Annotated in this window: 16 protein-coding genes and 2 tRNA genes; 8 read left to right on the top strand and 10 right to left on the bottom strand. The window is 68.8% G+C overall.

Features of this window, described 5'->3' with window-relative positions:
* Nucleotides 1-13 precede the first annotated feature (13 nt).
* Nucleotides 14-3,028, bottom strand: coding sequence for a TonB-dependent receptor (locus tag WCE37_RS03365; protein ID WP_343278134.1), 3,015 nt, complete (start codon nucleotides 3,026-3,028; stop codon nucleotides 14-16).
* 43 nt (nucleotides 3,029-3,071) lie between these two features.
* Nucleotides 3,072-4,496, bottom strand: a complete 1,425-nt coding sequence (locus tag WCE37_RS03360) for a transglutaminase domain-containing protein (RefSeq protein ID WP_343278133.1) — start codon at nucleotides 4,494-4,496, stop codon at nucleotides 3,072-3,074.
* Nucleotides 4,497-4,862: 366 nt separating this feature from the next.
* Here WCE37_RS03360 and WCE37_RS03355 point away from each other — a divergent pair, with 366 nt between their 5' ends.
* Genes WCE37_RS03355 through WCE37_RS03340 form a run of 4 tightly spaced genes read left to right on the top strand, consistent with a single transcriptional unit; the run spans nucleotide 4,863 to nucleotide 9,509 of the window.
* Nucleotides 4,863-6,275, top strand: coding sequence for an SH3 domain-containing protein (locus WCE37_RS03355; protein ID WP_343278132.1), 1,413 nt, complete (start codon nucleotides 4,863-4,865; stop codon nucleotides 6,273-6,275).
* 16 nt (nucleotides 6,276-6,291) lie between these two features.
* A complete protein-coding gene (locus WCE37_RS03350) occupies nucleotides 6,292-7,395 on the top strand; it encodes a dipeptide epimerase (RefSeq protein ID WP_343275393.1) in 1,104 nt (367 codons plus the stop codon).
* A gap of 7 nt (nucleotides 7,396-7,402) precedes the next feature.
* On the top strand, nucleotides 7,403-8,242 hold the full coding sequence (locus tag WCE37_RS03345; RefSeq protein ID WP_343255338.1) for a MurR/RpiR family transcriptional regulator: 840 nt from the start codon (nucleotides 7,403-7,405) through the stop codon (nucleotides 8,240-8,242).
* A 10-nt stretch (nucleotides 8,243-8,252) separates the two neighbouring features.
* Nucleotides 8,253-9,509 carry a cation:dicarboxylase symporter family transporter gene (locus WCE37_RS03340; protein WP_343278131.1) on the top strand — a complete coding sequence of 419 codons (1,257 nt, stop codon included), beginning with the start codon at nucleotides 8,253-8,255 and terminating at the stop codon, nucleotides 9,507-9,509.
* Nucleotides 9,510-9,600: 91 nt separating this feature from the next.
* Here WCE37_RS03340 and WCE37_RS03335 read toward each other — a convergent pair whose 3' ends face one another.
* The 4 genes from WCE37_RS03335 to WCE37_RS03320 form a co-directional block, all read right to left on the bottom strand.
* Nucleotides 9,601-11,232, bottom strand: a complete 1,632-nt coding sequence (locus tag WCE37_RS03335) for an FMN-binding glutamate synthase family protein (RefSeq protein WP_343278166.1) — start codon at nucleotides 11,230-11,232, stop codon at nucleotides 9,601-9,603.
* 79 nt (nucleotides 11,233-11,311) lie between these two features.
* A tRNA-Leu gene (locus WCE37_RS03330) sits at nucleotides 11,312-11,396 on the bottom strand.
* A 71-nt stretch (nucleotides 11,397-11,467) separates the two neighbouring features.
* A tRNA-Leu gene (locus WCE37_RS03325) sits at nucleotides 11,468-11,555 on the bottom strand.
* A gap of 28 nt (nucleotides 11,556-11,583) precedes the next feature.
* Nucleotides 11,584-12,789 (bottom strand): MraY family glycosyltransferase, encoded by a 1,206-nt coding sequence (locus WCE37_RS03320; protein WP_343278130.1) that lies wholly within the window; start codon nucleotides 12,787-12,789, stop codon nucleotides 11,584-11,586.
* Between the two features lie 387 nt (nucleotides 12,790-13,176).
* Here WCE37_RS03320 and WCE37_RS03315 point away from each other — a divergent pair, with 387 nt between their 5' ends.
* The 3 genes from WCE37_RS03315 to WCE37_RS03305 are packed head-to-tail and all read left to right on the top strand — an operon-like array spanning nucleotide 13,177 to nucleotide 16,834.
* Nucleotides 13,177-14,901 carry a CHASE2 domain-containing protein gene (locus WCE37_RS03315; protein ID WP_343278129.1) on the top strand — a complete coding sequence of 575 codons (1,725 nt, stop codon included), beginning with the start codon at nucleotides 13,177-13,179 and terminating at the stop codon, nucleotides 14,899-14,901.
* A gap of 9 nt (nucleotides 14,902-14,910) precedes the next feature.
* Nucleotides 14,911-15,351, top strand: a complete 441-nt coding sequence (locus WCE37_RS03310; protein WP_343278128.1) for a hypothetical protein — start codon at nucleotides 14,911-14,913, stop codon at nucleotides 15,349-15,351.
* A gap of 1 nt (nucleotide 15,352) precedes the next feature.
* Nucleotides 15,353-16,834, top strand: a complete 1,482-nt coding sequence (locus WCE37_RS03305; RefSeq protein ID WP_343278127.1) for a M48 family metalloprotease — start codon at nucleotides 15,353-15,355, stop codon at nucleotides 16,832-16,834.
* Here WCE37_RS03305 and WCE37_RS03300 read toward each other — a convergent pair.
* Both WCE37_RS03300 and WCE37_RS03295 read right to left on the bottom strand, forming a co-directional pair.
* Entirely contained in the window at nucleotides 16,828-17,832 is a 1,005-nt protein-coding gene (locus tag WCE37_RS03300; RefSeq protein WP_343278126.1) for an NAD-dependent epimerase, read from the bottom strand. The genes WCE37_RS03305 and WCE37_RS03300 overlap by 7 nt on opposite strands.
* 131 nt (nucleotides 17,833-17,963) lie before the next feature.
* A complete protein-coding gene (locus WCE37_RS03295; RefSeq protein WP_343278125.1) occupies nucleotides 17,964-19,127 on the bottom strand; it encodes a zinc-dependent alcohol dehydrogenase in 1,164 nt (387 codons plus the stop codon).
* A gap of 160 nt (nucleotides 19,128-19,287) precedes the next feature.
* Here WCE37_RS03295 and ligD point away from each other — a divergent pair, with 160 nt between their 5' ends.
* On the top strand, nucleotides 19,288-21,810 hold the full coding sequence (gene ligD, locus WCE37_RS03290; RefSeq protein ID WP_343278124.1) for a DNA ligase D: 2,523 nt from the start codon (nucleotides 19,288-19,290) through the stop codon (nucleotides 21,808-21,810).
* A 29-nt stretch (nucleotides 21,811-21,839) separates the two neighbouring features.
* On the opposite strand, the gene WCE37_RS03285 is transcribed toward ligD, so the two are convergent.
* Nucleotides 21,840-22,439, bottom strand: a complete 600-nt coding sequence (locus tag WCE37_RS03285; protein ID WP_343278123.1) for a DNA-3-methyladenine glycosylase — start codon at nucleotides 22,437-22,439, stop codon at nucleotides 21,840-21,842.
* Between the two features lie 94 nt (nucleotides 22,440-22,533).
* Entirely contained in the window at nucleotides 22,534-23,094 is a 561-nt protein-coding gene (locus WCE37_RS03280) for a DUF488 domain-containing protein (protein WP_343278122.1), read from the bottom strand.
* Nucleotides 23,095-23,162: the final 68 nt, after the last annotated feature.

The raw sequence follows: 23,162 nt of genomic DNA, 5'->3' as shown, positions 1-23,162 counted from the left end.
CTGGGTCCTGTCGTCAAAAATTCCAGGTCACCACCAGCTGCGCGTAGCGCGGCGCCTGCCAGCGGGTGCCGGTGCCGAACGTCGAACGGCGCTCGCCGGGCTGGCCTTCATAGCGCCCACGCACGTTGATCACTTCCTGGTCGTTGAGGAGGTTGTAGACCGACAGGCGTGCCTTGAGGTCGACATTGTCCACGGGCAGCGTCCACAACAGCGTCGCACCGACGTTGTAGGTCCAGGGCATCCGGCCGAAGGCGCCACGCCCGGAACGTTCGTAGACGCGATCCTGCCACGGGTCACCCGAGCCGCAGTTGGCAACGCATAGCCAGCCGGTACCGCCACCGCTGCCTTCACTGGTGGGACTTGCGACCGTGCCGCTCTCGCCCGGCCAGGACACGCCGAACGCGCTGATCGGGCCACCCGAGAGAGCGCTCACGGTGCCGCCGATCGACCACATCTCGTTGATTTTGTAGTTGCCGCGGATCTTGATCTGGTGGCGATGGTCGTTGAACAGGTCGCCATACCGGTCGTTGTTCGCCGGGTGGTCCCAGTGCTGGACCATGCCGGTATCGCCGTAGTTGGTGTCGGAGTTGACCGGGCCCTCATGGTTGCCCTCCAGGCGCGACCACAGGTAGGAGGCGTTGAACGCCCACTTGTCGTCCCAGGCACGGTCGATCTGGAACTCCACCGCCTTGTAAGTCCGCTTCGGATCCGAGTAACCGATGATCTCGTCGCTGCCGGCCTTCATGTACCCCTCTTTCGAGGTATCGATGGTGACCCAGCCATCCTGCGCACAGCCCATGTCGGTCGTTCCCCAGAGGGTCAGCGACTCACCCGGGTTGGCGATCGGCCAGAGGTTGCTGTGGCGCTGTCCGCACAGCGCGTTGATACGGACGTCGTCCATCGCGTTGGGCATGCGCCGGTAGGTCGCGTTGACGCCCCACGACCAGGCCTGGTTGATCATCGTCTGGAAGCCAAGGATGGCCTCGTCCTGGTACACCGCGTCCAGGCCACGGTCCACCGGCTCGTTGGACAGGTTGTAGCTGTCGTCCACCGGCCCGATCTGGTCGCCGAGGATGGGCGCCATGTAGGGCGCGCCGCTGACGGGATTGACCGAAGGCTGCCAGCCGTTGAGCACGTAATAGGTGTATTCGTCGGTCAGGCCACCAGCGAAGTTATAGCTGATGATGCTGGTCACCGGCATGTAGTAACGGCCGAGGTTGCCGAACAGCTTCGTGCTGCCGTCGCCCTTCATGTCCCACGAAAAGCCGAAGCGCGGCGACACCAGGTTGTCGAGCTTGATGTAGCTGTTCCCGCCCGCGTCGAAGTTTTCGAAGTTGTCCACGCGCAAGCCGAGGTTGAGCAGCAGGTTCTGCGCCACGCTCCATTCGTCTTCGATGTAGAACGCGCTGGTGTCGATGTCGAACACGCCGCCATCCGAACGCCGCCGCGCCATCATGAAGACATCGACCCCCGCCGGCAGCACGGCACCGTTGCCGAGCACGTCGCCGGGAGTGCCGCCGTACGCCGTGAACAGCTGCCCGGTCGGGCCGGGATAGCGCGTGGTGCGGTCGGTGGTCATCAGCTCGTGGTCCCAACCGAAGCGCAGCATGTGATCGCCCAGGACCCACTCGAAATCAAGGCGCTTCACCCGACGCTCGTCCTCGTGCGCGATCACCGAGCCACCCGGATGGCAGCCCAGCGTCGGCTCGCCCATCGCCCTGTAGACATCGCCATAGGAATCGTTGTTGTAGGACACCAGGTCGCAGAGCGGATCCGCGGGCGAGCGGTTGAAGCTGCTGCTCTTGTTGACGCCGTACATGCCCTTGGCCGTGAAATTCTCGCCGAAGCGCCCGGTATAGGTCAGCGAGCCACTGGTGCCTCCGCTGGAGGCCGAGGAGCGGCTGGGCGCATCGGGAGCGATGGTTCCGGTGTCGAAGTCGTATGGACGCACGGCGGTGTCGGAATCACCTTCGTCGGAGAACGCCAGCAGCTCCAGCAGATGGTTGTCGGAGATGTTCCAGTCCAGCTTGGTGCCCCAGAAGCCGTTGCCGCCGTCGTTGGTGGTCCAGTTGCTGCCACTGGAATTGGTGAACCCGGAGTTGCTTTCGCGCTGCTCGTACATGGCGAACAGGAACAGTTTGTCGCGCACCAGCGGTCCCGACGCCCAGACGTTGGCCTTGCTGAAGCTGCTGCGATCGTGGCTGCCGCGGACGTTGACGCTGCCATCGTCGTAGTAGCGGTCATCGGCCTCGGTCTGCCAGGCACTCGGTTCGAACGTGAGCTCGATCCCGCCCTCGAACTCGTTGCCGCCCGAGCGGGTCACGGCGTTGATGACGCCACCCGTGCTGCGGCCGAACTCCGCAGAGTAGCCGCCGGTCTTGACCTGGAATTCCCTGAAGAACGCGAAGGGCGCCGTCGAGAAGCTGTGGCGCTTGTAGAAGTCGGTGACGTTCAAGCCGTTGATGAAGACCGAGTTCTCGGCGATCGACGAGCCGCCGAACGAAATGCCGCCAAGCGACGAGTTGCCACCGACTACGCCGGGTGCAAGCTGCGCGACGGATGCCAGGCTCTGCGCCACGGGCAGGCGCGAAATCTCCTCGCGGGTCACGTTGGTGGCCGATTCGGTGGAGCGTACGTCCACGCGATTGACCACGCGCGAACCGACCACCGTCACCGCGGCCAAGTTGGCCACGCCTCCCTCGGTACCGACGTTGACGGTCGTGGTGCCGCCCAGCGGGACGCTGACCTTGATCGGGGCGCCCATCGGCTGGCCGCCACGCACGACCTGCAGGTCATAGTCGCCAACCTGCAGCTGGCCAAGCCGGTAGTTTCCGTCCGAGCCCACGGTCACGCTGCGGGCAACCCCGGTGTTGGCATTGGTGATGGTGATCTGGTCACCGGCGTTGGCATAACCGGCGACCGAACCCGTGGCGCTCTGGGCTATGACGACGGGCGCCATGGTGGACAGGCACGCCCCGAGCGCGATGCAGAGTGCGGCTCTGCGGAATTTGGTATGGCTGCGCTTCATTGTGATACTCCCCGGAACAGATATTGGCTACGTATGGTTTGGCTCAGGTGTTCTCGTCCATGACCGGTGGCAGCAGCTGCCACTCGAAGTCATAACTCCATTGATCGAAGTACAGGTTCCCCCCGTCCCACTCGGCTTCCCCGCGCTGCAGGTCGACCGTTTCCGAACGCGGATGTTGCTTGGCAGGCACGAACTCGCGCGAGTAATCGTCATTGAACGCGATGCGATACGCGTCCAGGCCGCCGAGATAGAAGTCGGCGAGTCCGGCATCGGCGTCCGGCAGGCGGCCGAAGGTGACGTCCATCGGCACCCAGCCGTACGGGGCCAGGTACATCCAGCCCCAGTCGTGCATGTTGTTGTAGCTGTCGTCGGAGAAGATCCAGCCCGACTGCCAGCGTGCGGGAATGCCGTTCATGCGCAGCAGGGTGATCAGCAGCAGGGTTTGCTGACCGCAGTCGGCGTGGCCCTGTTCCAGCGCGTGCTGGCCGATGTTGGTGATCGTGGAATATTCGCGGGCGCCGGCCCAGGGGATCGAATCGACCGCTGCGAACAACTTCTGCGCGATGCGATACGGATTGGTTTCGTCGCCCACCACCTGCGCGGACTTCAGCCGCATGGCCTCCGTGAAGAGCACGTGCGGCGCGCGTTCGGCGACGAAGGGCGCGAGCTCCGGGGTGATCTCGGCGGGCACCACCTTGTCCGGATCGATATCGACGTACTGCGCGTGGACGGTGAGCTCGTAGCTGACCGAGAACCCGGTCGGCTCGCCCGCCACCGCCGGCGCTTCCATGTAGATGGTGCGCTGCAGCGTCGGCTCCGGCGCAAGCCTGTGGCTGGCCGGCGTGGTCGAGACCAGCTCGATGGCCTCCTGCTGCCCTGGTATCGCACGCGGGAACGGCAGCCAGGCGCGCACGGTTTCGCCGGCGGGCACCGCATCGGGCTTGACCGTCAGCGATTGCGTGACCCGCACCCGACGCGGTGCGACCGAGCTGTGGCCGCTGGCCAGTGCGGCATCGCGCACTTCGGCATGGTGCGGATGCTCGGTTTCCAGCGGGCTGTCGTAGAACGTCAGCGGCGTGGCCCGGCGCTGGCGCGCCTCCTCGCTGAGGCGGAAAAGATTGGACGGCCCGCGGCCGAACCAGCGGCGTTCACCGTCGATCACGCGCGCCTCGACCAGGTTGGCCGCATCCCAGCGCGCGAACTCTTCGTCAGTCATGTCGGGGATGTCGCGGCGCAAGCGCGCCTTGGCAGCAGCCTCGTCCAGGCTGAAGTCCATCAGGATGCGGCGCATGCGTTCGCGCTGGAACTCCAGCGCCGTGCGCTGCGTGTGGTCGAGCGAAGCATCGGCAAGCGCAGCGGCGATCGCGGCCTCCGCACCCTTGAAGTCACCGGCATCCACCAGCGCCACGATCCGCGGAGGCGCTGCGAGCAGGGCGCCGAGGTCGGGGCCGGCATCAGCCGATTCCAACGCGGGTACTTCCCCGGTCGGGACGGTGGTCGCAGCTATAGCTGCTCCCACAAAAGCGCTCGCCAGAAAAGCTGTGGACACAAGAGCTGTGGATACGAAAGCTGTCGCCGCAAAACCGGCTCCCGCAAAACCGGATGCCACGGCGTTGGCGCTGGCCATAGTGCGGGCCAGACGTGCGCGTCGTGTCTCGGGTTTGAACCTGCATGCCGCCTGCACTGAACGCCTCTCCTCGTCCATCGGGGTATTGCCTTGGCTGTGTAACATGGCGTTCACAGGTCGTCAATAATTTATTCTTTCCGATTGATTTCCTTGAATGATGTATTCCATGATGGATCTTCGAACCGGTTCGCCGGGAAGGGGATGATCATGCGCATCACGGCTTTGTTCCTTGGCCTGCTGCTCGCCATGCCAGCCACGCTGGCCGCGCGCGAGCCGCCACAGACCACCACCACGCCCACGTCTTCGCAGCCGCTCGCGGTACCCGGGCTGGCCGAAGCGCATCTGTCGCCCGGCCACTGGATCGCAGCGCTCGCGCAGCCGGACCGGGTGATCCTGACGCCGGCGCAGATCGCGGCGCAGAACGCGCGCATGCAGGCCGAAGACGGGTCGATCCACGACATCGAGGCGCTGCCCGATTCGCTTGACGGCGCCCGGGTACGCGGCTGGATCGAAGACCTGTCGGTCCTCCCCGAGCGCGCGCTCTACAACGTGCACGGCCAGCCCGTCGCACCAGGCGACCTCGAACGCATCGAGGCCAACCTGGCGCTGGACGCGGTGCCGGCCAGCCAGGCCACGCGCCACGGCATGGTGGTGGGCCGCGCCGACCTGCGCGCCTTCCCCACTCGCATGCGCGTTTTCAGCAGCGCGGATGACAGCGACATCGACCGCTTCCAGGAAAGCGCGCTGTTCCCCGGCGACCCTGTGGCGATCGTCCATGAGAGTCGCGACGGCAACTGGTATTTCGTGGCCAGCCAGCGCTATGCCGCGTGGATAGAAAAGCAGTACGTGGCCGAAGGCGACAAGGCCGCGATCCACGCCTGGGGCCGGCGCGCGCCGTTCCTGGTGGTGACCGGCGCCACCGCGCGCACCGCCTACACGCCGGAGAACCCGGCCGTGTCCGACGTGCAGCTGGAGATGGGCGTGCGCGTCCCGGTGCTGGCCGACTGGCCCGGCTCCGACGAGGTCAACGGCCAGCTGCCGGCCGCGGCGCACGTGGTCGAACTGCCGGTACGCGGCGAAGACGGCGCGCTGTCGTTCGAGCCGGCGCTGCTGCCGCGTTCGAATGATGTCGCCAGCGACTACCTGCCGCTGACCGAAGCCAACCTGATTCGCCAGTCCTTCAAGTTCCTTGGCGAGCGCTACGGCTGGGGGCATTCGTACAACGCCCGCGACTGCAGCGGCTTCGCGTCCGAGATCTACCGCAGCTTCGGCGTGCTGATCCCGCGCAACACCAGCGCGCAGGCGGTGAGCCCCGCGCTCAACCGCCTGCCCTTCACCGCCGAAGACGGCCACGAGGCCCGCGTCGACGCACTGCGCGACGCGCGCCCCGGCGACCTGGTCTACATCCCCGGCCACGTGATGATGGTGATCGGGCACGTCGACGGCGCGCCCTTCGTCATCCACGACACCAGCGGCATGAGCTGGCTGCCCGAGGGCGGCACCGCGCTCACCCGCCTGCATCTCAACGGCGTGGTGGTGACGCCGGTCCTGCCGATGATGTCCAACGCGACCACGCCCACGGTCGACCGCATCACCAGCATCCAGCGCATCAGGCCCTGACGGGAACCACGCACACATGAAGATCACCGACATCCGGCTCGCGATGCTGCGGGTTCCGCTCAAGACCCCGTTCAAGACCGCGCTGCGCACCGTCGATACGGTCGAGGACATCGTGGTCATGATCCACACCGACGACGGCCGCATCGGCTACGGCGAGGCCGCGCCCACCGCGGTGATCACCGGCGATACCCACGGCTCGATCATCGCGGCGATCAACATGGTCATCGGCCCGCGCCTGATCGGCCGCGACGTCGCCGACCTCAACCGCAACGTGCAGCTGGTGCAGGGCGCGATGGAGCGCAACACCAGCGCCAAGGCGGCGGTCGAGATCGCGCTGTACGACCTCTGGGCGCAGCTGTACGGCGCCCCGCTCTACCGCATGCTCGGCGGCGGCGGCGACCCGGTGGTCACCACCGACCTCACCATCAGCGTCGACTACATCGACAAGATGGTCGCCGACTCGCTGGCGGCGGTGGACCGCGGCTTCGAGTCGCTGAAGATCAAGGTCGGCAAGGACATCGGCCTGGACATCGAACGGGTCAAGGCCATCCACGCCGCGGTCGACGGCCGCGCCCTGCTGCGCCTGGACGCCAACCAGGGCTGGACGCCGAAGCAGGCCGTGTTCGCGATCCACGCGCTGGAAGACGCCGGCATCCACCTGGAGCTGCTGGAGCAGCCGGTGCCCGCGCGCGACATCGAGGGCCTGAAGTACGTCACCGAGCGCGTGCACACGCCGGTGATGGCCGACGAAAGCGTGTTCGGCCCGTCCGAGGTGATCGACCTGATCCAGCGTCGCGCCGCCGACATCATCAACATCAAGCTGATGAAGACCGGCGGCATCTCCAATGCCATCCGCATCGCCGACATCGCCGAGGGGCACGGCGTGGACTGCATGATCGGCTGCATGATCGAGTCCGCGATCAGCGTTGCCGCCGCGGTACACCTGGCGGTGGCCAAGGCCGGCGCGATCACCAAGGTCGACCTCGACGGGCCTTCGCTGTGCACCTTCGATCCGGTCGAGGGCGGCGTCGAGTTCAACGAGTCCGAGATCGCCATCAGCGACGCGCCGGGCCTGGGCATCCGCTCGGTGCGCGGCCTCGAGCCGCTTGCGGCGGCCTGAGCGCGGAATGGCGCCACTGGCCAGGATCCGGGGCGAGCGCGATCGCATGTCCGCGATCGAACGCCGCATCGCCGACTACATGATCGACAACGCCCACCTGCTGCGCGACTACTCCTCGCAGCAGCTGGCCAACGCGCTGGGCATCAGCCAGTCCAGCGTGGTGAAGTTCAGCCAGAAGCTCGGCTTCAAGGGCTATCCCGACCTCAAGTTCTCGATCGGCGAATCACTGGCGCGGCGCGGCGGGCCGAACGGCGACAACGCCATTGCCGAGGCCGACCAGCGCGACGACGAGCCCGGTGCGCTGCTGGCGGAGTCGCTGTGGCGCGCCAAGGCCGAAGCGGTCAACGTCACCCGTGCGCTCAATGCGCACACCGACGTCGCCGCCGTCGCCGAGGCCATCCGCGGCGCCGGCAAGGTCTATTCGATCGGCGTCGGAAACGACGGCCTCTACGCGCGCGCGATCGCCATCAAGCTGGCGCTGATCGGACGCACCGCCATCCACCTGTTCGATCCGGCGCTGATGGCGATGGGCACCTCGTCGGCCGCCACCGGCGATGTCCTGCTGGTGCTGTGCGAGCACGGCCAGGAAGCGGCGCTGTGCCACACCGCGCGCCTGTTCCGCCGCCGCGGCGGCAAGGTGGTCACGATCACCCGCCACACCGCCAATGCGCTGCGCGCGCATGCCGACATCGCGCTCCTGGTCAGTGCCCACGATCCCAGGCCGCAGGTGGAGCTGCTGCTGTACCAGGCCGCGCTGCAGCACCTGCTCGACCTGGTGTTCCTGCTGCTGTGCGAAGACGAGGCCCACCTGCGCATGCTGGTGGAAAACGCGGCGCCGATCGAGTGATGATGCGGGGATGAAGAACAGGGTTTCCAACGCGGCGCGCGTCCTGCTCGCCCTCGCCCTCGGCGCTGTCGTCGGCCTGTCGCTTGCATACAGCGACCCGGCCCTCGGCGCCGACGTCGCGGACCTCGTGCAGCCCATCGGCCGCCTTTGGCTCAACGCGCTGCAGATGACCGTGGTGCCGCTGGTCGCGGCGCTGGTGGTGCTGGGCGTCAACGCCGCCGCCGACGCCGCCGCCTCCGGCCGCACCGCGCGCCGGGCAATGGCGGTGTTCGCGGTGCTGCTGATCGCATCCGGCACCTATACCGCCTTCATGGCGCCGGGCCTGCTGTCGCTGGTGCCGCGCGACCAGGCGCTGGTGGACGGCTTCCGCCTCGCCATCGGCGCCGACGACACCGCGATCGGCCGCGCGCCGGCCTTCGGCGAATGGATCACCACCGTGATCCCCAGCAACGCGCTGGCGGCGGCCGCGGCCAACGCCATGCTGCCGCTGGTGGTGTTCTCGCTGTTCTTCGGCTTCGCCGCCTCGCGCATCGATCCCGAGCGTCGCGCACGCCTGCTGGAACTGGTGCAGTCGATCGCCGACACCATGATCCAGGTCGTGCGCTGGGTGCTGTGGGCGGCGCCGATCGGCGTGTTCGCCCTGGTGCTGGCGGTCTGCGCGCGCGTGGGCCTGGCGGTGCTGGGCGCGCTTGGCTGGTACGTGCTGCTGCTCTGCGTGCTGTACATCAGCGTGACCATGTTGCTCTACGGCGTCGCGCGCGTGGCCGCCAAGGAGCCCGTGCGGCGCTTCATGGTCGGCATCTTCCCGGCGCAGGTGATCGCCGGCAGCACCCAGTCGTCGCTGGCATCGCTGCCGGCGATGATCGACTGCGCACGCACGCGCCTTGGCTACCCGCTGCACGTCACCGCGCTGGTGCTGCCGATGGCGGTCTCGCTGTTCCGCATCACCAGTCCCGTGCAGTACATCGGCGTGGTCACCTTCATCGCCTGGATGTACGGCATCGAACTCGGCGGCGTGCAGGTGGTCACCGCCATCGCGCTCTCGGCACTGATCAGCATGGGCTCGGTGGGCCTGCCCGGCCAGGTCAGCTTCATGACCAACAATCTTCCGGTGACCCAGGCCATGGGGCTTCCGGTCGAGCCGCTGGGCCTGCTGCTGGCGGTGGACAACATCCCCGACATGTTCTCGACCGTCGGCAACGTCAGCGCCGACCTGACCGCCACCGCCATCGTGAACCGCATGGACGGCGGAATCCCCGACGCCTGAACCGTCCCGGCCACAGCGGTTCGCGCCACACGCAGTGATCGGGCGCCAGCCGCTTGCGGGCGCTATCCGCTTGCGCGCAATCCCCGCTTGCCTAATGCGACTTCGACGCCCGCATCTCCAACACCCGCGGCGGGGGCGCGAAGGTCTCGGCGCGCGCCATCTCCCAGAAATTCTTGAACACCGCGTGCCGCTCCGGCACGCCGGACAGCAGCTCGCCCGGCTGCAGGAAGTGATAGATGCTGGCCAGCGAGCTGACGTGCATTTCCGACACGCGGCGCACGATGTGCTCCGGACCCAGTTCGGCCGGCGATGACAGCCCCGCCGCGCACAGCAGCTCGCGCAGCGCGTGCAGGGTGTTGGAGTGGTAGTTGGCCACGCGGTCGGCCTTGGCCTCCACGTCCAGGTGCGTCCAGCGCCGCGGGTCCTGGGTGGCGATGCCGGTCGGGCACAGGTCGTTGTGGCAGCTGCGCGCCTGGATGCAGCCCAGCGCGAACATGAAGGCACGCCCCGCATTGCAGAAGTCCGCGCCCAGCGCCAGCGTGCGCGCGATGTCGAACGCGCTGGTGATCTTGCCCGCCGCGCCCACGCGGATGCGGTCGCGCAGGTCCACGCCCACCAGCGTGTTGTGGACCAGCATCAGCGCCTCGTTCATGGGCACGCCGATGTGGTTCATGAACTCCACCGGCGACGCACCGGTCCCGCCCTCGGCGCCGTCGACCACGATGAAGTCCGGCAGGATTCCGGTTTGGCGCATGGCCTTCGCCACCCCGAACCATTCCCAGGGATGCCCGATCGCCAGCTTGAATCCCACCGGCTTGCCGCCGGCCAGCTGGCGCAGCCCGGCCACGAACTCCAGCAGCCCGATCGGCGAGCCGAACGCCGAGTGCTGCGCCGGTGAAATGCAGTCCACGCCCACCGGCACCCCGCGCGCCAGCGCGATCTCCGGCGTCACCTTCGCGCCCGGCAGCATGCCGCCATGGCCGGGCTTCGCGCCCTGCGACAGCTTGATCTCGATCATCTTCACCTGCGGATCGGCGGCGTTGTCCGCGAAGCGCGCCGGATCAAAGCGGCCCTGGTCGTCACGGCAGCCGAAGTAGCCCGAACCGATCTCCCACACCAGGTCGCCGCCATGCTCGCGGTGGTAGCTGGAGATCGAACCCTCGCCGGTGTCGTGGTGGAAGCCGCCGCGCTTCGCGCCCAGGTTGAGCGCACGGATGGCGTTGGCCGACAGCGAGCCGAAGCTCATCGCCGAAATGTTGAAGACGCTCGCCTCGTAGGGCGCACTGCTTTCCTCGCCCATGCGGATCCGGAAGTCGTGGTCGGCCAGGTGGGTCGGCACCAGCGAATGGTTGATCCACTCGTAGTCCTTGCCGTAGACATCGTGGATCGTGCCGAAGGGCACCGTGTCCTGCTCGCGCTTGGCGCGCTGGTAGACCAGCGCCCGCTGCTCGCGCGAGAACGGCACCTCTTCGGTGTCGCGCTCGATGAAGTACTGCCGGATCTCCGGCCCGATCGATTCCAGCCCGTAGCGGAAGTGCGCCAGCACCGGATACAGCTGGCGCAGCGTGCTGGTGCGCTGCATCACATCGGCCAGGCCGAGCAGCGACAGCGCGCCGGCCACGACCGCCAGCCACCACCAGCCCGATGACCAGGTGAAGGCCAGGACGATCCCGGCAATGGCAAGGGCGATACAGGCGAACCAGGCGGTGTAGCGGTAGGTCATTGGCAACAAGGGGTGCGCGCCGGCGCGACGCGGGCCAATCATCACATAGAGCGCTGTGGGGACGTGACTTCGAAAGGTGTGCCCGGGGTGGGAATCGAACCCACATGGCCTTGCGGCCGGAAGATTTTAAGTCTCCTGCGTTTACCTGGTTTCGCCACCCGGGCAGTGGCGGCCGCAGCGATCGCGACACGCAAACCGTCAAACGCGCGAAGGCCGCGGAAGCGGCCTTCTAAGATGGTGCCCGGGGTGGGACTCGAACCCACAATGGCCGCAAGGCCCGGGGATTTTAAGTCCCCTGCGTCTACCGATTTCGCCACCCGGGCAGGTGTCGGGGCCAGTGTGGCCCCGGGGTCAGGCGGCGTCGCGTAAGCGCTTGCGCTCGCGGGTGGCTGCAAGCTCTTCGGCCGCCGACAGCGTGCCGTCTGCGCGGGCGTCGCTCGCCGGGGCGGAGCTCGAGGCCGGCCGGGCCGGCACGGGGCCGAATACAGGCAGGCTGCGGAAGGCGGCGAAGAAGCGCAGGGTGCGCGCGCGGTTGCTGCTGAGCGCGTACCAGCCCAGCGTCAGGACGACAAAGCCGGCCAGGATCACGGGGTTGGGCACGTCCAGGCGCATCATCTGGCCGGCCACCAGGCCGGTGAACACACTGAACGCGGCCAGCGCCACGGCGGCCTGGGTCGGGCCGAAGCCGGCGTCCTGCATGAAATGGTGGATATGGTCGCGCCCGGCCGAGAACGGCGAACGGCCTTCGCGGCTGCGGCGCACGGTCAGCACCAGGCAGTCCATCACCGGGATCGGGATCAGCCACAGCGCCAGCACCGGGTTCACGGGATGGCCGGTGTTCTGCGTCAGGCGGAACACCACCCACGCCACCACCAACCCCAGCCAGGCGCTGCCGGCGTTGCCCATGAACGTCTTGGCACGCGGCTGCCAGGGAAATCGCATGTTGTAGACAAGGAAGGCGGACACCACGCCTGCAATCACCAGGGCGACCTGCGCCAGCGACGGGTTGCCGGCGTACATCGCCGCGGCGGCCAGCATGACCAGGCAGACGGCGACCAGTGAGCCGGCCAGCCCGTCGGCGCCGTCGACCATGTTGATGGCGTTGATGATGCCCACCGTGGCGAACACGGTGAAGGGCACCGAGAGCCAGCCCAGCTCGCCCATGCCGAACATCCCGCCCACGTTCTCCACGCGCACGCCGGCGCCGTAGATCATGATCAGCGCGGCCACCACCTGGGCCAGGATGCGCCAGTACCAGCGCAGATCGAAGCGGTCGTCGTACAAGCCCACGCCCACCATCAGCACCGAGGCGGCGACGAACGAGAGCGTCGTCGCAGGGGCGTATCCGGGCAGGAACAGCAGCATCACCACCAGGCAGCCGACCGCCATCGCCAGGCCGCCGATGATCGGCGTCGGATGCGCGTGGTCCTTGCGGCCCAGGGGGAAGTCCAGCAGGTTCAGTCGCGGCGCCAGCGGGTGCAGGATCTTGAGAACGCCCCAGGAGATCGCCGCGGCAAGCAGTGCATAGCCCAGTCCGATCTCCAACACCCAGTTCATCCCTGACTCCATTGATTTGATCGCCCTTGATCACTCATGCATGGCTGGACCAGATCAAGCAACAAACGGGCCAACACTGTCGGCACCTGCGGACGGGGACGACGTACGAAGCCCGGCAACCCGACCAAGCTGCCATCCCGGCGATGCACACGGCGTGAGAAAGCGCGCCAAGTGCTTCATGCTACAGCCTTGCTGCGCCGCAGCAAAGCTACCGACGCGTATGGGCACCCAGTGCCGCCAAGCGCGCCTGGCGGGAAAAAAAAACGGCACCGGCCGGCGCCGCCACAGGCGCCAGCCCCCGCCTCCGGCCGCGGGCGCACGCGCTGCGTTGGCATGCTTCCTGCTGAAACCCCGTTGGGCCAAGAGGGCCCGCCGGGGATACGGCCGATGTCGAACGGAAGCGACCAAGGGCAGGACACTCCCAAGGGGAAGGCGCGCGCGCCGCGGCGGCCGGGTCGCCTGCCGAGCGGCCTGCGCCGCCGGCTGCATGCGCTTGCCCGGCGCTGCCTCCCGCGCGAGCCCGCTGCCGACGGCCTTCGCGGCGTTCCGGAGATGGTCGCCGGCTGGCTGGGGACCCTGGACGCATGGCTCCAGCGGCTGACCGCGGGTCCGCCCCCGCGCCAGGCACCACTGCCACTGCCGCCCCACGACCCGCAGCCGCCGCACGAGCGCGCGCACGCCCTCGCCGCGCTCCGCCGCAACGTCTCCATCGCGCTCGCCGCATTCCTGGTGATGTTCGTGGGCGCCGGGATCCTCAGCTGGCTGGACCCCTTCGGCCTTGAGCGCAACTCGCAGGCCTATTCCGAACGCCTGAACGCGCGGCTGGAGGCGCCGTTCTACGACTCCACCGCCCAGGGCGACATCGTCGTGGTGCTGGTCACGCGCGATACCCTGGAGCAGCGTGGCTTCGCGTGGCCGCCGCGCTACGAGTACTACGCCGAGGTCGTGAACCGCATCCTCTCGCACGCGCCGCGTGCGCTCTATGTCGACGTGCTGGCCCGCCACGAGCGCGACTACGACAACAGCCTGGACTATGCGAAGAAGGAGATCTCGCGGGCCAGCGACGCGTCCGGCGTGCCGGTGATCTTTGCGACCGAAACGCCCGGAGCGCCCTCGCTGTTCTCCAACAGGCGCGGCGTGAGCGTGGCCCCGATGGCCTGGCAGGCCGCGGACAGCGATTACCCCCTGCGCCTGGCCCGGGGAAACGTCGTGCCCTGGGGGACCGCGCAGCCGGCCGCCGATGCCTGCGACTTCGATTCCGTGGCCCTGCGCCTGTACCGCCACGCCTGCCCGGGCCTGCTGCCGGCGGCCCGGGCCTGCCCCGGCTATGGCCCGCAGGCCGCGCTGCCGCCCCTGCCCGGCTGCAACATCGCCGCCGGTACCGCCGCGCTGCCCGAGCCCGTCCCGCACCTGGTCGTGCGGTGGGGCCTCCAGCGCCCATGGCACGACGCCGCGCCGGACGGCTGGCAGCCCGCCTGTGCCCGGACGGAGGCCGCGCCGGGTGCGGGCTGGCGCATCGGCGCCGCGCTCAAGGCGCTGCGCCACAGCTTCTTTTCCGGCCGCGACAGCGAAGCCGAGGCCAGCACGCGCGAACGCTGCCCGTACACGCTCACCGTCACCGAGCACGAGCTCGAACACCTGCCCGCCGACGTCCTGTCCGACCGCATCGTCATCCTCGGCGTCAACCTGCCCGGGCTGGAAGACAGCGTGGCGACGCCGGTCCACGGCCGCCTGCCCGGCGCGTACCTGCACGCCATGGCCCTGGACAACCTCATGCACCAGGGCGCCGGGTACCGCCACCGGGACGGGCGCACCGCGCGCTGGGTGAGCATGCTGGCCGGCTTCGCGCTGTGCCTGCTGCTGGCCATGGTGCTGCGCTCGCGCATCGGCGGCCGGCCAATGGCCCGGCGCCTGGCCCTGGCCGGCCTCGCGCTGCTGCTCGCCGTGCTGACCAGCTACCTGCTGGGCACGGTGTTCCACCTGCCGGCGCCCAACTGGCTGGCCGGCTTCGCGCTCTTCGTGCTGGCCGCGCGCAGGGTCATGAAGACGATGACCACGCCGCCCGCGCCAGCGCCGCCCGCAGTCCCGCCCGCATCCACCACACCGCCCTGAGAGGACGCCATGGATACCAGCACTTCGATCCCTTCGCCGACCCTGCCGCTGTTGGCCATCGCGCTCGCGCTCCTGCTCGCGGCACCCGGGCCGGCGCACGCCGCCGAACCATCCGCTGCACACGACGCCGCGCTGGGCTCGCCGCCTGCACAGCCCACCAACGTCATCCGCCTCCGCCGCGCCCAGGCCAGCCGCTTCAACGTCGAAGAGGGCCGCTTCCGGCGTGGCGACGCGCTCGATCCCGCGCAGCTCCCGCTGCCGGCCCGCGTCGCCCTGGTGTCGCCGCGCGGCTATGTCCAGGTGGAAGGCCCCTCCGGCCCGCTGTGGCTCGACGCCATGGACGTGGTGCAGGACCCGCCGCCGGGAGTGAAGGCGCGCTGCCTGGGCTCGGTGTCGGCGCACCCCACGCGCAAGGTGGCGGGCGTCTCGGGCGCCGGCGAGGACTGCTGACATGCGCCGGCAGCGCGCGTTCGCCCTGGCCCTGGCCGCCTGCCTGCTGCTGCCGGTGGCGGCGCAGGCGCAGTGGAAGATCGGCGGCAAGACCATCACCCGCGACCAGATGGCCCAGGCCAGGGCGCTGTGGATCACCGGCAGCGAGGTCCTGAACCCGCAGGAGATCCCGGACACCTGGCAGGCCATGCGCCAGACCTACGGCGTGCTCGGCAACGAGCAGCTGGACGCGCAGCTCAACGGCGTCCTCGAGCGCCTGCAGTCGACCTGGCACGAGCCGCCGCCCCCGGCGCGCGTGTACGCCACGCCCGACCCCGCCTTCCGCGCCTTCGCCACCACCGATGGCGGCATCATCATCGCCGCCGGCATGCTCGCCAGCATGGAGTCGGAGGACGAACTCGCCGCCCTGATCGCGCACGAATACGCCCACCTGCTGCTCGGTCATAACGCGCCCAGCCTGCTCGAAACCACCGCGCGCAAGTTCGGCGGCGCCGCCGACACCTACCTGGGCATGCGCCACGGCGCGCTGCGCGGCGACCCCAGCCAGGCGCTGGTGCGCGACATGCTGGCAAGGCACCTGGTGGCCGAAGGCATGCAGACCGCGCTGGCGCCCGCACGCAGCCGCAAGGACGAGACCAGCGCCGATGCGCTGGCCGCCGACCTGCTGCTGGCCGCGGGCTACAGCCCCGTGGGCCTGGCCGACATGCTCGGCCGGATGGAGGCTTGGGAGGCGCGGCTGCAGGCGACCCGCGAGGAGCAGGAGCAGCGCCAGACCTCGCTGCAGGTCGTGCTGACCGCCCATGCCACCGACAGCCGGATGGACGGCACCGCACGCGGCGACCGCAACCAGCTGATCGCGGCCGGCCTGGGCGACGCGTTCAACAAGCTCGGGCAAGGCATCAAGCGCCTGCGCCGCCAGCACGACACCGCCGACCTGCGCCTGGACAAGGTCCTGGCGCACCTGGACAAGGCCCATCCCGACCACGAACGCCCCGAACTCCGGCCCCTGCCCTGGGCAGGCAATGCCGGCATCGCCAGCCTGCTGTCAGGCGTCGACGAGGTGCACCAGCTGATGCGCCAGGTCGAGGAAGGCGACAGCGGCGCCGCCACCGCCACCGCCGCGCGCGTGCGCAGCGGCCCGGCCGCGAACACGCCCTATGCGCGTTCGGCGCTGCTGTTCCTGCCGGATAATCGCCGGCGCGACTGGGAGGCCAGCGCGGTCGCCGAGCTCACCCGGCCCGATTCGCTGTACCGGACCCATTTCATGGCCCTGGACCGCATGGCCGAATCGAGCAGCCAGCGCGCCCTGGAGGCGCTGGAGGTCAGCCGCGCCAGCCTCGGCGATACCGATGAACTGCTTCCGCACAGCGTGCGCCTGAACCGCAAGGCCGGGAAGCGCGACGCGGCCTCGGACTATGCGCTGCGCTGCCAGGCCACCGGCGACGAAGCCCTGCAGCGGGCCTGCGCCGAAAGCGCTCAGTAGTAGTCGCGGTACCAGCGCACGAAGTTGGCCACGCCCTCTTCCACGCCGACGCTGGGCCGGTAGCCCACGCCTTCCACCAGCGCCGACACGTCGGCCTCGGTGTCGGGCACGTCGCCGGCCTGCAGCGGCAGCAGCTCCATCACCGCCTTCTTGCCCAGGCAGTCTTCAAGCACTTCGATGTAGCGCAAGAGCTCCACCGGCTGTTCGTTGCCGATGTTGAAGATCCGGTACGGCGCCACGCCGCTGGTGCCCGGATCCGGCGCCCTGCCGTTCCAAGCCGGATCGGCCGCGGCCGGGCGGTCCAGCACGCGCACCACGCCTTCAACGATGTCGTCGACATAGGTGAAGCTGCGGCGGTGGTGGCCGTGGTTGAAGACCTTGATCGGCTCGCCGGCCAGGATCGCCTTGGTGAACAGGAACAGCGCCATGTCCGGCCGGCCCCAGGGGCCGTACACGGTGAAGAAGCGCAGCCCGGTGCAGGGCACGCCGTACAGGTGCGCATACGAATGCGCCATCGACTCGTTGGCCTTCTTGGTGGCCGCGTACAGCGTCAGCGGGTGCTCGGTGCCCTGGTGCTCGTTGAAGGGCATGTCCAGGTTGGCGCCGTAGACCGAACTCGTGGACGCGAACACCAGGTGCTCCACCCCGTGGTGCCGGCAGCCTTCAAGGATGTGCAGGGTGCCGGTGACGTTGCTGGACACGTACACGTGCGGGTTCTCTGCCGCATAGCGCACGCCGGCCTGCGCCGCCAGGTGCACCACTCTGTCGGGCCGGTGCCTGGCGAATGTGTCTTCCACCGCCGCGCGGTCGGCCAGGTCGGCCTGCACGTGGGTGTAGCCCGGATGGTCCTTGAAGCGCGCCAGCCGCGCCTGCTTCAGGGTGACGTCGTAGTAGTCGTTGAGGTTGTCGAAGCCGATGACCTCGTCGCCGCGCGCCAGCAGCACCTGCGCGACATGACTGCCGATGAAGCCGGCAGTGCCGGTGACGAGAATCTTCATGCCCGATACCCGGAGACGGAAAGCCGAAATGATACCCGCGCATGTGCATCAGCGCTGCGCCGTACCGGCGCCCGCTCGCGCGCCAGCGCAGCCGGGGCCGACCAGGCAGCCCCGGGCCACGCCGCGATCGCTCACGGCGTCAGCACCACCTTCCTGCAGTCGTCTTCCTGCGCCTCGAACATTTCGTAGCCGCGCGCCGCATCGGCCAGCTTCATGCGGTGGGAGATGATCACCTCCGGCGCCAGCCGGCCCTCGCCGATCGCGTCCAGCAGCTCCGGCATGAAGCGCTGCATGTGGGTCTGGCCCATCTTGAAGGTCAGGCCCTTCTCGAAGGCGTCGCCGAACAGGAAGCCGTGGATGAAGCCGGCGTACACGCCCGGCACGCTTACCGTGCCGCCGCGGCGCGTGGCCGCGATGCACTGGCGGATGGCCTTGCCGCTGGAGCCTTCCAGCTTGAGCGTGGTCAGCACGGTTTCGGTCGGGCTGCCCTTGGCCTCGAAGCCGACCGCCTCCACGCTTGCGTCCACGCCACGGCCGGCGGTGGCCTCCACGATCGCTTCGGCCGGGTCGTCGATGTCATCGAAGTTGATCGGGATCACGCCGTAGGTGTCGCGCGCAAACGCCAGGCGGTGCGCGTTCTCGTCGACCATGAAGATCGTCTCCACGCCCAGCATGCGCGCGCAGGCCGCCGACATCAGGCCGACCGGGCCCGCGCCGAAGATCGCCAGCGTCGAGCCCGCGGTGACGCCGGCGTTGAGCACCGCCTGGTAGCCGGTGGGCAGGATGTCGGACAGGAACAGCACCTGCTCGTCCGACAGCACGTCCGGCACCACCAGCGGGCCGACGTTGGCCTTGGGCACGCGCACCAGCTCGGCCTGGCCGCCGGGCACGCCGCCGTACATGTGGCTGTAGCCGAACAGCGCCGCCGGCGGCTTGATCTTCTTCGCGTTCATGATCGCGCCGCGGCCGGGGTTGGTGGTCTCGCAGGCGGCGTATTCGCTGAGCAGGCAGTGGAAGCAGGTGCCGCAGGCAATCACGAAGGGGATCACCACCCGGTCGCCGCGCTTCACCCGGGTCACCGCCGGGCCGGCGTCTTCGACAATGCCCATGAATTCGTGGCCGAGGATGTCGCCGTCTTCCATCGCCGGGATCTTGCCTCGGTAGATGTGCAGGTCCGAGCCGCAGATGGCGGTCGCGGTCACGCGCAGGATGATGTCGTCGGGCGCGACCAGCGCGGGATCGGGGACGGATTCGACGCGGACGTTGCGGGATCCCTGGTAGGTGAGTGCCTGCATGGGGACGGCCTTTCGGGGGGAGGAAGGGCCGAGGTTGCCGGATGGTTGGTGATGCGCGTGTTTTCGTTTTGAAGCGCGCCCGCGCAGCTGTAGCTGCTCCTACAGGATGTTCACGGCGCGGGGGCGATGGTTCGGGGACCTCCAGAACCGGCGCACCGGCATGAGCCTGGTCGAATACCGCCGCAAGCGCAGCTTCGACAAGACCCGCGAACCCGAACCGGGCAAGCCCCTGCCGCGCGGCAAGCGCGCGATCTTCGTGGTGCAGCTGCACCATGCCAGCCGGCGGCACTACGACTTCCGGCTGCAGGTCGGCGACGCGCTGAAAAGCTGGGCGGTGCCCAAGGGCCCGAGCTACGACCCCGCGGTCAAGCGCATGGCGGTGGAGGTGGAAGACCATCCGGTCGACTACGCCGGCTTCGAGGGCGAGATCCCCAAGGGCGAATATGGCGGCGGCCACGTCGCCCGCTTCGACCACGGCATCTGGTCCACCGAGGGCGATCCGGAAGCACAGCTCGCCAAGGGGCACCTGCGCTTCGAACTCTTCGGCGACAAGCTCAAGGGCGGCTGGCACCTGGTGCGCTCCGGCAAGCCCGCGCGCCAGCCGCAGTGGCTGCTGTTCAAGGACAAGGACGCCTGGGCCGGCGAGCTCGAGGCCGACGACCTGCTGGCCGACGTCACCGCCGCGCCGGCCGCCGACGTCAAGCGCGCCGGCGCCGGCAAGGCCGCGAAAAAGAAGCTGGCCGCGGTTCCCGCTGCGCGCAAGGGCAGGCGCAAGGACTGGGCGAAGAAGGCGCTCGCGCTCACGAAGGCCAGGCGCGGCAAGGCGCCCGACGGCCCCTTCGAACCGCAGCTCGCAAAGCTGCATGACTCACCGCCCGAAGGCGAACAGTGGCTGCACGAGATCAAATGGGATGGCTACCGGATCCTGGCCACGATCGCCGGTGGCGAGGTGCGCCTGTGGTCGCGCAATGCGCTTGAGTGGACGCAGAAGCTGCCCGAGATCCGCGCCGCCATCGAATCGCTGCGGCTCGAGTCCGCCGCGCTTGACGGCGAGCTCATCGCCGGCGGCGGCACCAAGGACGACTTCAACCTGCTGCAGGCCACCCTGTCCGGCGAGCGCCAGGGCAGCCTCGCCTATGCACTGTTCGACCTGCTGCACCTGGACGGCGTGGACGTCTCCGCCGCGCCGCTGGTCGAGCGCAAGGAACTGCTGAAAGCGCTGCTGCAGGGCGCCGCCGGCCACCTGGCCTACAGCTCGCACACCCTGGGCGACGGCGAACGCGCGTTCGAGCTCGCCGGCGACAACGATTTCGAAGGCATCATCTCCAAGCGCGGCGACCGCCCGCACCATCCCGGGCGCAGCGACGAGTGGCGCAAGGCCAAGCGCCTGGAAAGCGACGAGTTCGCGGTGGTCGGCTACACCCAGCCCAAGGGCAGCCGCACCGGCTTCGGCTCGCTGCTGCTGGCCAAGCCCGATGCCGAACACGGCTGGCTGTACGTCGGCCGCGTCGGCAGCGGCTTCAACGACGCGTTGATGGCCGAGGTGACCGCCAAGCTGCCCAAGCGCGGCAGCAAGGAGCCGACCGCACACGTCGGCACCACCGACACCGACCTGCGCAGCGCCACCTGGTTCGCCCCCCGCTTCGTGGTGGAAGTCTTCTACCGCGGCATCGGCCGCCAGCAGCTGCTGCGCCAACCCTCGCTCAAGGCGGTTCGCATGGACAAGGACATCGAAGACCTGGCCGACAGTGATCGCGGCACGGGCAAGGACAAGTCCAAAAAATCCCCTGTGGGAGCGGGTACAGCCGCGAGCCCCCCCACCCTCTCCAGCCCCACCAAGCTCATCTACTCCGACATCCGCGCCACCAAACAGGATGTCTGGGACTACTACAACGCCGTGATGGACCACATCCTTCCGGAGGTCGCCGGCCGCCCGGTCTCCGTGATCCGCTGCCCCTCCGGCACCGACAAGACCTGCTTCTTCCAGAAGCACCTCACCGCCGGCCTCGAACTCGTCTCGACCCAGCGCCTGAAGGAAGAAAGCGGCAACAACGCCGACTACCTGGTCATCGAAGACGCCGCCGGCCTGCTCGAACTCGTGCAGTTCAACGCCATCGAGTTCCACCCCTGGGGCGCCTTCGCCGAGAACCCCGACACCGCCGACCGCGTCGTGTTCGACCTCGACCCCGGCCCCGGCGTGTCGTTTCCCGAAATCAAATCCGCCGCCACCCACATCCGCAAGCTGCTGCTGCAGATGGAGCTCGAATCCTTCCTGCGCGTGTCCGGCGGCAAGGGCCTGCACGTGGTGGTGCCGCTGAATCCCGGCTGCGACTGGGACCTGACCAGGCGCTTCGCCCAGGGCTTCGCGCAGGCGCTGGCGCAGAGCGAACCCGAGCGCTTCGTCGCCACCGCCACCAAGAGCAAGCGCAACAAGCGCATCTTCATCGACTACCTGCGCAACGGCCGCGGCGCGACCGCCGTGGCCTCCTACTCCCTGCGCGCCCGCCCCCGCGCGCCCGTGGCGATGCCGATCATGTGGAGCGCGCTGGGCAAGCTGAAGCGCCCCGACGCCTTCACCCTGCGCGACGTGCCCGCGATGCTGAAGCGGCGGCGCAGGGACCCATGGGCGGGGATCGACGCAATCAAGCAGAACCTCGCGCGCTGGAGCGAAAGCGCAGAGTAACGAGGAGCCCGCAAAAAAAAGCGGGAAAACTACGCGATTCTTCGAGCGGACACGTGCAGGTTTCCCGGGACATGGAAGCGCCAGGGCAGTTCGATCGCCTTGCTGATCCCGACACGCGGCCCCATGGCCGGTTCCTGCGGCGGCGGCCTGCCATCGTCCACGATCGCCACGCCCTGCGCGCCCGTGACCAGGTCGGCGCCGTCCTGCTCGCGGGTCAGGCCCATGGCCTGCGAGAGCTTCCCCGGCCCGCTGGCCAGGTCGCGGTCGCGGCGCGCCGCCGGGCGCAGCGCGCGCATCGCATCCAGCCCGCGCAGCGGCTCCATGCCGCGCAGCAGCACGCCCCAACCCACGCCAGGCTCGCCGCAGACCGCGTTCGAGCCCCAGTGCATGCCGTAGGTGAAGTAGACATACAGATGCCCCGGCTCGCCAAACATCGTCGCGTTGCGCGCCGTCTGCCCGCGGAACGAATGCGCCGCCGCGTCCTCGCTGCCGGCGTAGGCCTCGACCTCCACGATGCGCCCCGCGCGCCCGTCGGCCCGTACCAGGATCTTGTTCAGCAGGTCCGGCGCCACCAGCGCCGGATGGCGCCGATAGAAGTCCCGCGCGAGTGTCTTCCAGGATTCTTCCACGTCACCATTCTGCCAAAGCGCCGCCAACCAGGATCCGCCCTTCCAGGAGCAGCTATAGCTGCTCCCACAAAAGCCGGTGTCGGGCAGCCTTCGGTCATGAGGAATCGAACAGGCCGGCCTGCGCGGGCGGGTAGATCAGCAGATCGCCGCTGGGCCGTGCGTCGGGGTGCATCGGATGCGGCTGGACGTGCGTCGCATCGATGATGTGCAGCACCTCGCCGCCGCGGTGCGTCAGCACGTCCGACACCAGCCGCCGGTGGCAGCGCCACCACACCGCTTCCGCGCACATCAGCGCCGTGCGCGTGCGCGACGCCATCTCCAGCGCCAATGCCAGCCCTTCGGCGAATTCCGCGCTGGCCAGATGGTCCGCATAGCCCTGGAAGGACGCATTGCGCCAGGCGCCGTTGGGCGAACCGGGCTGCACCTTGCGCCGGCCACCCAGCTGCGGAAGCCACTGGTAGCCAAACCCTGCGGCGGGCAGCGCCCTGGCCATCTCTTCGCTGGCGAACCACGGATACCGGCGTGAGCCTGGAAAGCGCCGCACGTCGGCGATGGCAGCGATGTCCTGCGCCGCCAGCACGGCCAGGAAGTCTTCCCAGCTGCGCGTCGAGTGGCCCACGGTCCACACCGTGGGCAGGGACGCGGCATCAGTCATTGGCCCAATGGCGTCTTGCATGGCGCCATTACACAAAAAGCCGCGTCGGCATCGTGTGTGGCTGCCCG

The sequence above is a fragment of the Luteimonas sp. MJ250 genome, from assembly GCF_039548455.1.
Taxonomy (GTDB): Bacteria; Pseudomonadota; Gammaproteobacteria; order Xanthomonadales; family Xanthomonadaceae; genus Luteimonas.
This window is presented reverse-complemented; position numbering and strand designations above follow the sequence as displayed.

Bases quoted from the DNA above. Each gene is read 5' to 3' on its own strand.
- WCE37_RS03365 (WP_343278134.1), bottom strand. From the start codon at position 3,028: ATGAAGCGCAGCCATACCAAATTCCGCAGAGCCGCACTCTGCATCGCG.
- WCE37_RS03355 (WP_343278132.1), top strand. From the start codon at position 4,863: ATGCGCATCACGGCTTTGTTCCTTGGCCTGCTGCTCGCCATGCCAGCC.
- WCE37_RS03350 (WP_343275393.1), top strand. From the start codon at position 6,292: ATGAAGATCACCGACATCCGGCTCGCGATGCTGCGGGTTCCGCTCAAG.
- WCE37_RS03345 (WP_343255338.1), top strand. From the start codon at position 7,403: ATGGCGCCACTGGCCAGGATCCGGGGCGAGCGCGATCGCATGTCCGCG.
- WCE37_RS03340 (WP_343278131.1), top strand. From the start codon at position 8,253: ATGAAGAACAGGGTTTCCAACGCGGCGCGCGTCCTGCTCGCCCTCGCC.
- WCE37_RS03335 (WP_343278166.1), bottom strand. From the start codon at position 11,232: ATGACCTACCGCTACACCGCCTGGTTCGCCTGTATCGCCCTTGCCATT.
- WCE37_RS03320 (WP_343278130.1), bottom strand. From the start codon at position 12,789: ATGAACTGGGTGTTGGAGATCGGACTGGGCTATGCACTGCTTGCCGCG.
- WCE37_RS03315 (WP_343278129.1), top strand. From the start codon at position 13,177: ATGTCGAACGGAAGCGACCAAGGGCAGGACACTCCCAAGGGGAAGGCG.
- WCE37_RS03310 (WP_343278128.1), top strand. From the start codon at position 14,911: ATGGATACCAGCACTTCGATCCCTTCGCCGACCCTGCCGCTGTTGGCC.
- WCE37_RS03305 (WP_343278127.1), top strand. From the start codon at position 15,353: ATGCGCCGGCAGCGCGCGTTCGCCCTGGCCCTGGCCGCCTGCCTGCTG.
- WCE37_RS03300 (WP_343278126.1), bottom strand. From the start codon at position 17,832: ATGAAGATTCTCGTCACCGGCACTGCCGGCTTCATCGGCAGTCATGTC.
- WCE37_RS03295 (WP_343278125.1), bottom strand. From the start codon at position 19,127: ATGCAGGCACTCACCTACCAGGGATCCCGCAACGTCCGCGTCGAATCC.
- ligD (WP_343278124.1), top strand. From the start codon at position 19,288: ATGAGCCTGGTCGAATACCGCCGCAAGCGCAGCTTCGACAAGACCCGC.
- WCE37_RS03280 (WP_343278122.1), bottom strand. From the start codon at position 23,094: ATGACTGATGCCGCGTCCCTGCCCACGGTGTGGACCGTGGGCCACTCG.